At 65.5% G+C, this 13,288-nt stretch carries 8 protein-coding genes; 3 read left to right on the top strand and 5 right to left on the bottom strand.

Annotation, left to right across the window (positions count from 1 at the left end; genetic code table 11):
* Positions 1-78 precede the first annotated feature (78 nt).
* Complete coding sequence (cra, locus tag F8A90_RS14285) at positions 79-1,086, bottom strand: catabolite repressor/activator (protein WP_200017547.1); 1,008 nt, start codon at positions 1,084-1,086, stop codon at positions 79-81.
* A gap of 385 nt (positions 1,087-1,471) precedes the next feature.
* On the opposite strand from cra, the gene ptsP reads away from it, so the two are divergent.
* The 3 genes from ptsP to F8A90_RS14270 are packed head-to-tail and all read left to right on the top strand — an operon-like array spanning position 1,472 to position 7,343.
* A complete protein-coding gene (gene ptsP / locus F8A90_RS14280; protein ID WP_200017546.1) occupies positions 1,472-4,516 on the top strand; it encodes a phosphoenolpyruvate--protein phosphotransferase in 3,045 nt (1,014 codons plus the stop codon).
* On the top strand, positions 4,516-5,559 hold the full coding sequence (locus tag F8A90_RS14275; RefSeq protein WP_200017545.1) for a 1-phosphofructokinase family hexose kinase: 1,044 nt from the start codon (positions 4,516-4,518) through the stop codon (positions 5,557-5,559). The genes ptsP and F8A90_RS14275 overlap by 1 nt, the downstream gene beginning before the upstream one ends.
* The gene (locus F8A90_RS14270; RefSeq protein WP_200017544.1) at positions 5,556-7,343 is read left to right on the top strand and encodes a PTS fructose-like transporter subunit IIB; all 1,788 of its coding nucleotides are present in this window, start codon (positions 5,556-5,558) and stop codon (positions 7,341-7,343) included. Before F8A90_RS14275 ends, F8A90_RS14270 begins: the two co-directional genes overlap by 4 nt.
* A 151-nt stretch (positions 7,344-7,494) precedes the next feature.
* On the opposite strand, the gene betT is transcribed toward F8A90_RS14270, so the two are convergent.
* The 4 genes from betT to F8A90_RS14250 form a co-directional block, all read right to left on the bottom strand.
* Complete coding sequence (betT, locus tag F8A90_RS14265; protein ID WP_200017543.1) at positions 7,495-9,534, bottom strand: choline BCCT transporter BetT; 2,040 nt, start codon at positions 9,532-9,534, stop codon at positions 7,495-7,497.
* 991 nt (positions 9,535-10,525) lie between these two features.
* A complete protein-coding gene (locus F8A90_RS14260; RefSeq protein WP_200017542.1) occupies positions 10,526-11,671 on the bottom strand; it encodes a Spy/CpxP family protein refolding chaperone in 1,146 nt (381 codons plus the stop codon).
* A gap of 245 nt (positions 11,672-11,916) precedes the next feature.
* Positions 11,917-12,312, bottom strand: coding sequence for a hypothetical protein (locus F8A90_RS14255; RefSeq protein ID WP_200017541.1), 396 nt, complete (start codon positions 12,310-12,312; stop codon positions 11,917-11,919).
* A gap of 199 nt (positions 12,313-12,511) precedes the next feature.
* A complete protein-coding gene (locus F8A90_RS14250) occupies positions 12,512-13,255 on the bottom strand; it encodes a response regulator (RefSeq protein WP_166019994.1) in 744 nt (247 codons plus the stop codon).
* Positions 13,256-13,288: the final 33 nt, after the last annotated feature.

Here is a 13,288-nt window from a genome sequence, read left to right as displayed (position 1 = left end):
TCTGGAAGAGCCTGGCGCCAGCACAATTTGGCAGCAGCCAAGCCGCCTTCGGCCAGACACATCACCTCAGACATCACCTCAGTGCTGACGGCGGCGCAGTTCGCGTTCCACCAATGTCACGCCGGGCGTGGTCTTGCCCTGAATGCCCTGCAGTGCCAGCGTCAGCGTCGCATCGGCGATCTGCTGGTGGCGCTGGGGAAGTGAATGGATCGGCAGCGGCAGGAAGTCGAGCAGGCGGTCGTCGCCGAAGCTGGCCATCGCCTTGGGCGGATTGGCCGGCGGCCCCTCGGCGAACAGCACATCGAGCACACCATCCATCAGGGTATAGGAGGCGGTGACGATGGCGTCCGGCAGCGGTGAATGGCGGAGGTGCTCGGTCAGCGCCGCTGCACCAGCCTCGCGCTCGTAACGTGCGGCATGCAGGATGGTGGCCTCAAGCTCGCTGCTGCCGGTGCGCTGCTGATAGTGCGCCAGCGCCGCCTGCATGCCGCTGGCCCGCGCCTGCGTGATATCGATCTCCGGCAAGGCATCCAGCCACAGCAGTCGTTGCGGCGCGTGTTCCAGCACGGCCTCGGTCAGCTGGCGGGCGGCATCTTCGTTGTTGCTGACCACGCTGGCGAAGTGGCGGGTATCCAGTGCGCGATCGACACCGATGACCGGGAAGCCATCCAGCGCCAGTTCGCGGTAGAAGGGGTCATCGGGAGACAGGCAGCTGGCGGTGATCAGCGCATCGACCCGCCGCGCCTTGAGCATGCGCGCCAGCTCGCGCTCGGTTTCCGGCTCATCGTCGGAGCAGACGATGAACAGCTGATAGTCACGCTCACGCGCCCCGCGCTCCAGCAACTTGGCCAGGCGGGCATAACTGGCGTTCTCCAGGTCCGGCAGCATGAAGCCCAGTGTGCGGCTTTCGCCACGCCGCAGCGCGGCTGCCTGGGCATCGATCCGATAGTGATGACGTTGTACCACCGCCATGACGCGCTCGACCGTCTGGGGGCTGATACGTCGTGCCTGTGCCTGCCCATTGACCACATAACTGGCGGTGGTGCGTGAAACGCCTGCAAGACGCGCGATTTCTGCCAGGGTCATGCCACTGTCCTTGCTGGAAAGGGGAACGGGATCTGCGTGCTCCATGTGCGAGGAATGATGCGCACTTGTGGGCTCGGGTGCAAATCCTCTCTGCGCCGGGCATGCCTCGCTCGACGCCTCTCGAGCCCGCGCCACAGGCGGCTCTACGCCCAATGTCTAGTCACCAGAAGCACGTTTTCGGTTTGTGTTCGCTTGATCGGGCGCAAGAAAACGGCCAGCATGAGTCCCATTGAGGTGACACGATTCAGCACGCTCGTCATCACGCCATGACGCCGCTACCCTGTCGGAACTCGCCAAGTGACGTGTCGCGCAGCTGAAAGACACGCTTGCAGCGCACCGCCAACATCCAGGCTCCTCATCAGAAGGGAGCCTCAAGGAGCCAGCCATGCTCAGTCTTGATCGCGAGGATATCCTTCTCGCCGCCCATGCCAGCGACTGGCGCGATGCCTTGCAACAGGCCGCCGATGCTCTGGTCGCCGGTGGGCGCGCCACGCCCGACTACCGTGAGGGCCTGCTGGCGCGCGAAGCCCAGTCTTCCACCTACCTGGGGCAGGGAATCGCGATTCCCCACGGCACGCCGGATAGCCGCGAGGCCGTGCTGGCCACCGGGGTGCGTGTCCTGCAGTTTCCGCAGGGCGTGGAGTGGCACGATGGCAATCGCGTCTTCCTGCTGGTGACCATCGCGGCACAGTCCGATGAGCATCTCGACATCCTGCGCGCGCTGACGCGTGTGCTCGATCGCGACGGCGTCAGTGAGCGCCTGGCCTCTGCGACTACCGCCGAGGAAGTGCTGAGCGAGCTGGGCCGCGAGGTGGTACCGCCGCGGCTGGATGCCGAGACGCTGCTGTGCGGCTTCCCCGCGCGCGATCGTGATGAGCTGGTGCTGGCGGGGGCCGCGCGCCTGCGCCAGGCCGGCTGTGTCAGCGATGGTTTCATCTCGGCCATGCTCGCCGCCCAACCGGTGGCATTGGGGCAGGGCGTGTGGCTGGCGCAATCGCAGCAGGATGTCTCCCGCTCGGCGCTGGCCATCGTCACGCCGGAGAAGGCACTGGAGACGCGCCACGGACGCATCACTGCGCTGGCCTGTCTGGCAGTCGATGCCCGGGAGGGCCAGCATCAGCCGTTGCTGGAAAGCCTGCTGACGCTGCTGGAAGAGGGCGCGGGGGAAAGCCTGCCGGGCCTGTCGGCCAGTGCCTTGCTGGCGCGGCTGTCGGGGGAATCCGCCACGGCGCAGCTTGCCCAGGTCGTGTTGCTCAACGCCCACGGCCTGCATGCGCGTCCGGCCAAGCAGCTGGTGCAGGCGGCGCGCGAAGCCGGAGAGCGGCATGGCGTCATTCCGGCGCTGCGACTGGAAGGCGATGACAGCGGTGTGATCAGTGCTGCCAGTCTGACCAAGGTGCTGGGGCTGGGGGCACGCCGCGGCCAGACGCTGATCTTCAGTGCCTCCGGCGATGACTCGGCGGCCAACCAGGCAGCGCTGGGCATGATGGTGAGTGCGGTGCAGGCCGGTCTCGGGGAAGCGGTGGAGCCGCTGGCCGATTGGCGTGCGGACGCCGCCACGCCGCTGGAGGCCAGCGAGCAGCAAGCCGCCAGTGACCCTCAGCAGGCCGCTCCTGCCGCCGATAGCGTGGTGCCCGCGGTGGCCGCCTCACCAGGCATGGCCATCGCGCCGTGTTGGGTGATGCGCCTGCCGCGCTTCGTCTATGAGACGCGCAGCGATGCCGGCGCCGATCGTGAGGCCGAGCGCCTGGTGATCAGTATCCAGACCGCCCGCGAGCAGTTGCTGGCGCTGGTCAATCGCGCTGAAGGCGCCGAGATGGCCGAGATTCTCTCGATGCACGAGGAGATGCTCGGCGATCCGGAGCTGTTTGCCGCGGCGCGCGAGAGCCTCGATGAAGGCCACAGCGCCGAAGCGGCCTGGTGGTCGGCCATCGACAGTGCCGCCAGCGCTCAGGAGAACCTCGCCGATCGCCTGTTGGCCGAACGCGCCGCCGACCTGCGCGATGTCGGCCGGCGTGTGCTCGGCGTGCTGACCGATACGCCGCTGCCCAGCGCCCCCGAGACACCACATGTGCTGGTGACCGAGGACATCGGCCCGTCGGATGTGGCACGCCTGGATACCACTCGCGTGCGTGGCCTGGTCACGGCGCTGGGCGGGGCGACCTCGCACAGCGCGATTCTGGCGCGCTCGCTGGGCATCCCGGCGGTGGTCGGGGCTGGCCCGAGCGTGCTGGCGATCGCCGATGGCAGCGAACTGATCGTCGATGGTGAACGAGGCCGCGTCAGCGTGATGCCCTCTGCCAGTCGCCGTGCGCGCGCCGAGGAGGCGATCGCCGGGCATGAGCAGCGCCAGGCCGCTGCCTGGGAGTCGCGCATGGCGCCCGCCACGACCCTGGATGGCCATCATGTCGAGGTGGTCGCCAATCTGGGCAACACCGCCCACGCCGGTGATGCCGTCGAGCGCGGTGCCGAGGGTGTCGGTCTGCTGCGCACCGAATTCGTGTTCATGGCGCACCCGCAGGCGCCGGATCTCGCCACCCAGACCGCCCAGTACGGTGAGGCACTGGATGCCCTCGAAGGTCGACCGCTGGTGGCACGCACGCTGGATGTCGGCGGCGACAAGCCGCTGCCGTACTGGCCGCTGCCCCGTGAGGACAATCCTTTCCTGGGCCTGCGCGGCATCCGTCTGGCGCTGACGCGTCCGGAAGTGCTCGAGACACAGGTGCGCGCGCTGCTGACGGCCGCCGGTGCACGGCCGATTCGCCTGATGTTCCCGATGGTCAAGGACCTGGCCGAACTGCGTGGCGCGCGTGCCATCGTCGATCGCGTGCGTGCCGAGCTGGACGCCGCCTACGCGGCTGAACATGGTCAGCCGCCGGTGCGCGACGTGCAGGTCGGCGTGATGATCGAGATCCCTTCGGCGGCATTGACGGCGGCCAGCATCGCGCCGGAAGTCGACTTCTTCTCGGTGGGCACCAATGACCTGACCCAGTACACCCTGGCGATCGACCGTGGTCATGCGACGCTTTCGGCACAGGCCGATGGCCTGCATCCGGCGGTGTTGCGCCTGATCGAGATGACCGTCAGTGCCGCCCACGCCCACGGTGCCTGGGTCGGCGTCTGTGGTGAACTGGCCAGTGATGACCAGGCCGTCGGCGTGCTGGTCGGGCTGGGCGTGGATGAGCTGTCGGTGTCCAGTCGCCAGATTCCGCTGGTCAAGGCGCGGGTGCGTGAGCTGGACCTGGCCACGGCGCGTGAGCAGGCGCGGGTCGCGTTGGCCCAGCCGACCTCGGAAGACGTGCGCAGTGCTCTGGAAGCGCTGCTCGAGCAGGGCGGGCCTTCCGCTGCCGAGGTCACGTCAGGCGCTGCGGCCAGTGATGCGGACAGTAATGCGCACAGTGATGGACACAGCCCGCGGGAGTCAGTGTGATGAGTGACAACACGAGGCGTCAGGCCGCCGACTGCCCGGTATTGTGCGTGACGCTCAACCCGGCGCTGGACATGACCATCGGTCTCGACAGCCTGGTGCCGGGCAAGGTCAACCGGGCGCGCAGCCACCATCTCGAGGCGGCGGGCAAGGGCATCAACGTCGCGCGGGTGCTGGCGACGCTGGGGCATCCGGTGACGCTGAGCGGCTTTCTGGGTGCCGACAACCAGGCCGACTTCGAGGCTGCCTTCAGCGAGTGGGGGCTGCATGATGCCTTCGAGCGCGTCGCGGGTGCCACCCGCATCAACGTCAAGCTCGGTGAGGCCAGTGGTCGCGTCACCGATATCAACGGCGCGGGCATGCAGGTCGATGAGGCCGCCTTCACGCGGCTCGAGGCACGCATCGATGACTGGATCGATCACCAGCACGCCGAGGGTAGCCCAGAGCGCTGTGCCGTCGTCATCGCCGGTAGCCTGCCGCCGGGCGTCAGCAGCGAGCAGCTGGCGAGCCTGGTGCAGCGGGTGCGTACACGCCGCATTGCCTGCTGGCTGGACACCAGCGGCACGGCGCTGGAAGCCGGTCTGGCGGTGCCGCCCAGCGGCGTGAAGCCCAACGAGCAGGAACTGGCGCTGTGGGCGGGCGAGCCACTGGAGACCGACGCTGCCCGTCAGCGCGCGCTGGCGAGTCTGGTCGCGCACGGCATAGAGCAGGCGCTGATCTCTGCCGGTCCGGAAGGCGTGCTGTGGGCAAGCCCCGGCGCCGAGACACTGCGGGCACGCCCGCCGCGCATGCGAGTGGTCAGTACCGTGTGTGCCGGTGATACCCTGCTGGCCGCCATGCTGCATGGGGTGCTCTGCCATCCGACACCCACGGCGGCCATGCGTGAACGGATTCTGCGTCATGCCACGGCGCTTTCCGCCGAGGCCGTGACCCACCCGGGGCCGGGCAATCCCGCCGCCCCGGAGCTTGAAACACTCCAACAACACACCAGCATCGAGACATTGGCCAGTGCCGAGGTCGCGACAGCCGGAGAGCCACGCCCATGAATGTCATCATCGTTACCGCCTGCCCGAGCGGCATGGCGACCAGCTTCCTGGCGGCACGCCGCCTGGAGCAGGCCGCCCGTCGTCGCGACTGGGAGCCCCTCATCGACATGCGCTCGCAATTCGAGCGTGAACTCGTGCTGAGCGATGCCCAGCTCGCCGCCGCCGAGCTGGTGATCGTCGCGGCGTCGCCGATGACCAGCGCCGGTCTCGAGCGTTTCGTCGGCAAGCGCGTGCATGTCGCGCCCATCGAAGAGGCGCTGCCGGACCCCGCCGCCTTCCTGGCCAATGCCGAGGCTCGCGCCCGCGTGCTGGAAGCCAAGGACATCGCCGACGTTGCTGCGACTGTCAGCACGACGGTCAGCGGTGCAGCAAGCGCAGCTGGTGGAGACGTGGCGCACACGCCGTCCATCGTCGCGGTCACCGCCTGCCCGACCGGGGTGGCGCATACCTTCATGGCCGCCGAGGCCCTGAGCGAGGCAGGGCGAGCGCTGGGCTACCCGACCCGTGTCGAGACCCAGGGCTCGGTGGGCGCGCAGGATGCGCTGACCGAGGCCGAGATCGCCGCGGCCGAGGTCGTGATCCTGGCCTGTGACATCGAGGTCGACCCGACCCGCTTCGCCGGCAAGCGCGTCTGGCGCACCTCCACCGGCACCGCGCTCAAGAAGCCGCGCGACACCATCGAGCAGGCGCTGGAAGGTGCCGAGGTGGAATCCGCCACGGCCGCGGGCGGTCAGGGCGGCCAGCAGAAGGGCGAGAAGCGCGGTCCCTACAAGCACCTGCTGACAGGTGTGTCTTTCATGTTGCCGATGGTGGTGGCAGGTGGCCTGATGATCGCGCTGTCCTTCGTGTTCGGCATCAAGGCCTTCGAGGAGGAGGGCACGCTGGCGGCGGCGCTGATGCAGATCGGCGGCGGTTCGGCCTTCAAGCTGATGATTCCGGTACTGGCGGGCTATATCGCCTACTCCATCGCCGATCGTCCGGGCATCACGCCGGGCATGATCGGTGGCTGGCTGGCCGCCACCCTGGATGCCGGCTTCCTCGGCGGCATCATCGCCGGCTTCCTGGCGGGCTACAGCGCGCTGGGGCTGAGCCGTTTCGTCAAGCTGCCGCAGTCGATCGAATCGCTCAAGCCGATCCTGATCATCCCGCTGGTGGCGAGCATGGTCACCGGGCTGGTGATGATCTATGTGGTCGGCACGCCGGTGGCGGGGCTGATGACGGCGCTGACCGAGTTCCTCGAGTCCATGGGCTCGGCCAATGCCGTGCTGCTGGGCATTCTGCTCGGCGCGATGATGTGCTTCGACCTCGGTGGCCCGGTCAACAAGGCCGCCTACGCCTTCGGTGTCGGCCTGCTGGCCAGTGAGACCTACGCGCCGATGGCGGCCATCATGGCGGCCGGCATGGTGCCGGCGCTGGGCATGGGGCTGGCCAGTTTCATCGCGCGTTCCAAGTTCGCCGAGCCGGAGCGTGAGGCGGGCAAGGCCAGCTTCATTCTCGGCCTGTGCTTCATCTCCGAGGGCGCGATTCCGTTCGCCGCCAAGGACCCGCTGCGCGTGATTCCGGTCTGCATGGTCGGCGGTGCCGTCACCGGTGCCCTGTCGATGCTGGTGGGCGCCAAGCTGCTGGCGCCGCACGGTGGTCTGTTCGTGCTGCTGATCCCCAATGCCATCAACGTGCCGCTGATGTACCTGGGCGCCATCGTCGCCGGCACCCTGGTGACGGGTATCGGTTATGCGCTGATCAAGAAGGGCGCACAGCAGGTCGAGACCGTCGCCGCGACCTGATCGCTGGCAGGCAAGCAAGGACGCAAGCCGTAAACGTACAAGGCAAGACGCAAAAAGCCCCCGCCGGTCTCCCGGCGGGGGCTTTTGCATTGCAGGCCGAGCGCAGGCGCTCAGCGACGGCTCAGTTCAGCTCCGATCAGTCCAACTCCGATCAGTCCAACTCGGACTTGCCGATCACGCCCGGCATCGCCGGGGCTTCGTTGACCGTATCGTGGCGCACGAAGGCCAGATGCTGCTGGTAGGCGGTGACGACTTCGTCGAGCACCTGGGCACGCGACAGGCCGTTGAGCTCCTGACCGCTGCCACCCTCGGAGAGGTGCACTTCCAGACGCAGATAGAAGTCATCATTGGCGTCGATGAAGCTCGGCGTCTGCTGGCGCACCGCACGCACCTGGTAGACGAAGTTGGAGGCGTCCTCGAACTCGACTTCCAGCGTCACGCGGGGCAGCGGCTCATCTTCCAGCGTCTCTTCGGTGACGCTCGAGACCTGACCGCGACGATTGAGCTCCTCGGCCAGCTGGTTGAGGGCCGGGCGGATGGAGCGCTTGAGAGTCGCCTCGGAACTGCCGCTCTGGGCGAAGTCGAGCACGTGGTCCAGACGCTCATGCCAGTCGACGCCTTCGTAGACGCAGCTGTTGTCCTGACGCACGTTCTCCTTGCGGTCCTCGATCATCAGCGCCTTGTACATGCCGATCATCATGAAGATCAGCACGATGGAGAAGGGCACGGCGGTGATCACCACGGCGCTCTGCAGCGCGCTCAGCCCCCCGACCATCAGCAGTGCCAGCGTCAGCAGGCCGATGATGGCGGACCAGAAGATGCGCAGCCAGATCGGCGCATCGTGGTTCACGTCCTTGAGGATGGAGGTGAAGTTGGCCAGTACCAGGGCGCCGGAGTCGGCGGAGGTCACGAAGAACACGATACCCAGAATCGCCACCACGGCGGTGGTGATGGTGGAGTAGGGCAGCTGCTCCAGGAAGGTGTAGATGGTGTTCTGTGGTGCGTTCAGGGCTTCGGTGGCCAGTGTGGCGACGTCCTGATTGGCAACCATGTCGATGGCGGAATTACCGAACACGCTCATCCACACCATCATGAAGCTCAGCGGAATCAGCAGCGCGCCGAACACGAACTGACGGATGGTACGGCCACGCGAGATACGTGCGAGGAACAGGCCGACGAACGGGGTCCAGGCGATCCACCAGCCCCAGAAGAACAGCGTCCAGCCGCTCATCCACTCATCGGTGCCCGGCGTGTAGGCGTAGGTATCGAAGCTCTTGGCGGTGAACTGGGTGATGTAATCACCGACGTTGAGCACCAGGGCGTTGAGCAGCTGCGAGGTGTCGCTGACGGCGAGCACGAAGATCAGCAGCGCGGTGGCCAGCAGCATGTTGAACTCGGACAGCAGACGGATGCCTTTCTCGACACCGGTGATCACGGAAATGGTCGCCAGTACCATCACGCCGATGATCAGCGCGGCCTGAACGGCAAGGTTCTCGGGCACGCCGAGCATGAACTTGAGGCCGTAGTTCAGCTGGATGACGCCGATGCCCAGAGAGGTGGCGATGCCGAATACGGTGGAGATGATCGCGAAGATGTCCACGGCGTTGCCGATCGGGCCGTTGATGCGGTTGCCGAGCAGCGGGTAGAAGGCCGAACGGATCGCCAGCGGCAGGCGGTGGCGGTAGCTGAAGTAGGCCAGCGACATGCCGGCGAGCACGTAGATGCCCCAGCCGGAGAGACCCCAGTGGAAGAAGGTTTCCACCATGGCGTTGCGGATTGCCGCCTGGGTCTCGGGGTCACCGGTCACCGGTGCCACGTAGTGGGACAGCGGTTCGGCGATGCAGTAGAACAGGATGTCGATACCGATACCGGCCGCGAACAGCATCGCCGACCAGGACAGCAGTGAGAATTCCGGGCGTGAATCATCCGGCCCGAGGCGAATGCGGCCGAAGCGCGAGCAGGCGATCAGTACCCCGAAGACCAGATAGGCGACGATGGCCAGCATGTAGAACCAGCCGAAGGTATCAATGGTCCAGCTCAGGGCGCTGCCGATCCAGGCGTCAGCCTGTTCGGTGAACAGCATCGCGAAGGCCAGGAAGGCGAGGATACCGATGATCGATCCGTAGAAGACCGTCGGGTTGATACGACTCGAGGACGGCGTGGCGTTCTCGGCGGAAGCAGGTTTCTGCATGAGCAACTCCTTATCAGGGGAAGTTTCACTCGTGCGTGGTGCTTAGCTGCCCGTCAGCCGCAGACATTGCGGGTGGCGTGCAGGAAAAGACGGACACGAACGGCACGGGCCGTGCTCAGCTCACGCGCGGGGCGGAGCTTGCAGCAGCGGCAGTGTCGACTGCCGTGACGATGCGATTGCAGGGGCATCGCTGGGCAGCAAGCAAGAAATGCCGATGGGCAATTCATGAGAGACGCCGGGGCCGCACCGCGGTGCGGCCCCTTTCCTGCAGGCCAGATTGGCCGCAGAAGCACGATGGCGGGTCGAGCGCTGGGGAACGCCTGGCCTTCATCGTGCTGCTCTCATCACTTCGAACGTCTACTCGGCGTCCCTGGACGTCACCCGACCTTCTCGCGAAGGGCGGGTCACTCCGGTGTCTGCTCGCGAGCCCGTGGCGGTCGCCGTCGCCTGCTCCCTCGAAGTTGCCGGGGTGGCAGGCGTCAGTCTCGTCGGCATCTGCCGGGTCCGCTTTCCTGTGACGGTTGCAGGCATCCCGTCGTGCTGCCACCGGTCGAGATCGGCAGCGGAGGGGAGCTCAGCAGTCAGGAAAACGCGACTCACATCATCACGCCGTGTAATGCTCGAAGCCTTGCAGAATTATTTTAATTGATTGTTCAATAAAAATATAACCCCCCTTTGGGGAAAAAGGCAGTGCAACTGTCGCTTTCGCTTATCCTCGTGTCGCGATCAGATCGCCGCGAGGCCCGATGGCAGAGCCTCGCAGGCGCGGTGTCGTGCTCTGGAAAATCGCTGTCGGTAAAAGGACACAACGACGCCGCCCCGACCACAGAATCGTGGCCGGGGCGGCGAAAGTGACGTCAGCAGGGCCGCTGAATGGCTGTGTCCGGGACGCGATCGTCCGGGGCGCGATCGTCCGGGACGCGATCGTCCGGTTCTTGCCTCGCCGGATTGTCGATCAGCCGGCTTTCAGCTGCCCGGGTGATGGCCTGACTCAGGCATCTTCAGACGGGTCGTCGTCATGCATCGGGCCGCGCTGCATGTCGCCGCCCTTCATGTCACCCTTCATGCCACCATGATGCTTGCCAGCGTGATGGCGCATGCCATTGGCCATGAAGGCTTCCAGCGCATCGAGCTGCTCGGCGGACAGCACATCTGCGAGTTTCTCGCGGCCTTCCTCACGCAGCTCCAGGCGCTGCTCCTTCATTTCCTTGCGCATTTCCTGGCGGGCGGCGACACGCTCCTGCTTGGTGTCGGCGTCCTGCATGGCATCACGCATGTCGTCGTGCATCTCTTTCATGCTGTCATGCATCTCGTCACGCATTTCCTTGCGGACTTCCTTGAGCGCCTGCATCTGGTCATCGCTCAGGTTCCAGCTGGCCAGCAGCGCCTTCATGCCTTCGCGCTGCTGACGGTCGGCCATCTTCGGACCGCGCTTGTCACGCTGGTGCATCAGGTCCAGCACCTTGATCTGGTCTTCGCTGAGCACCTTGGCCAGACGATCGTGCTGGGTCTTGCGCAGTTCCTCGAAGGCGGCCTTGCGCGCTTCACGCGAGTCGAAGTCCTTCTCCTTGAGTGACGCCATGTCGTCGCGCATGGACTTGAAGGAGTCCTTGAGGGCGCTGCGCTGGTCATCATCCAGGTCCCAGCTGTCGAACAGGGCACCCATCAGCTGCATGCGCTGCTTGCCGTCGTCGGCCATGTGCTTGCCGCCGCGTTCGCCGCCATGCTCGTCGGCATGCTTGCCTTCGCCGTGACGTTTACCGTCATGCTTGCCGTGCATCGGCTTGCCGGCAGCCCAGTAGGCTTCGAGCACCTTGACCTGATTCTCGTCGAGAATCTCTGCCAGCGCGGCCTTGTGTTCTTCACGCTGTGCCTGGATGGCGTCGCGGCGCGCTTCGCGGGAGTCGAACTTTTGCTCCTTGAGCTGCTTGCGGCTTTCCATCTGCTGTTGCTTGAGTGCGTCGAGCTGTTGCTGCTGTTCATCGCTGAGATGCCAGCTGGCGAGAATCTTGTCGAGGCCTTCCTTGCGGTCGGCGCCGTCATGGTGCTTGTCGTTGCTTGAGGCCATGGCGGTCATCGGCAGTGCCAGGGCGGTCAGCAGACCGGAAACGATGAGCTTGCGAGAAATGCGGTTCATGGCGTACTCCGAGTGTCTAGGTAAAGGGCCGGAATCAAGCGATAAGAGCATTATCAGCAGTGAATGTGCCGGCATTGTGCAAGGTTTCATGGGGTTGCGTGCAACGCGCTTCGGCGGAACATGCAACGGCTTGCTGCGTCGTCTTTGTGCAGCGTGATCTTGTGGCCTGAATCCTGTAGAGGCTGAGTCCTTGATCAAGGTGATGGCGCCAGGATTCAACCCGGGGCGCTCAGACGTGGTTGCCGTCAGCCGCCGTGGTGGCGCTTCTTCGCCACCTTGGCGTTCGCCTGGGCGTTCGCCGGATAGTGGCGGTCGAACTGCTGGTGGAAGCGCTGGGTCTGATGGCCGTTCAGGATGCGATCGACATCGGCCAGGTAGGCCTTGCGCGCCTTGGCAAGCGCCTTGGCGTCGTGATGGCTCTCCGCGGCCTGACGTTGCTGGCGATAGTGGCGATATTGCTTGTCGAGGGCGGCACGCTGGCTGACGTTCAGGCTGATGCCATCCAGCAGCACGTTCAGCGAGACATCGGCGGCGCTGGCACTGGTCACGCTCAGCGGTGATGCCATCAGCATGACGCTCAGTACGCCGGCACCGATCAGGCGAGTGCGGGAGAGAGCACGACTGGCAGGACTGTGGGACATGACGAATACCTCACTTGTGGCGTAGACCCGCGCTTGAGCAGCAGTTAATGGCTCTCGCTTGGGCAGTGATGACAGTATCCGCCTTAGTTGGACAGCAAGTTCGCACCGCGGGTGCAACAAAAACGCAACCGCCGTCTGTGGTCACAGACGGCGGTTGTCATGTTTCTGAAAGGTTTCGATGCCTGCGTGAGGCGGGGTGTCAGTCCAGCACGTCAGGCTCGAACTTGTAGCCGACCCCATAGATGGAGCGAATCACGTCGCGCTCCGGCCAGACATTGGCGATCTTGCGGCGCAGCTTCTTGACGTGGGAATCCACCGTGCGCTCGGAGACGATGCGGTGGTCGCGGTACATGTGGTCCATCAGCTGATCGCGGGAGAAGATGCGCCCCGGCGACTGCATCATCACCTTGAGCAGCTGGAACTCGACGGCGGTCAGGCCCAGGTCACTGCCATCGGCCAGCGCCTGCCAACCTTCCTCATTGAGCACCAGCTGGCCCTTGTCGGAGGTCTGCGAGAGGGTCTGATCAAGGGCCTGGCTGCGACGCAGCACGGCCTTGATGCGCGCCACCACCTCACGCGGGCTGAAGGGTTTGCAGATGTAGTCATCGGCGCCCAGTTCCAGTCCCAGCAGGCGGTCCACTTCCTCGACCCGCGCGGTCAGCATGACGATGGGCAGCAGATTGTCCTCGGCCCGCAGCTGACGGCACAGGGTCAGGCCGTCGGTGCCCGGCAGCATGAGGTCCAGCAATACCAGGGCGGGTGTCTCGTCATTGACCGCCGCGATGACAGCGTTGCCGTCGTCGACATGCCGGGTACGATACCCGCTGCCGTCCAGATAATCGCACAGCAGGCTTGCGATCTTGGGCTCGTCTTCCACCACCAGAATCAGCGGTTTCTGGGGCTCGGCCCGGGCGTCAGTGGTGTCGGCGTGAACGTCGCTCATGGTCAAGAGTCCTTGCAGATGAAAATGACTGTT

This window comes from Cobetia sp. cqz5-12 (genome assembly GCF_016495405.1).
GTDB lineage: Bacteria > Pseudomonadota > Gammaproteobacteria > Pseudomonadales > Halomonadaceae > Cobetia.
Note: the sequence above shows the minus strand (reverse complement) of the source record. Positions and strands in the feature narration are given on the sequence as shown.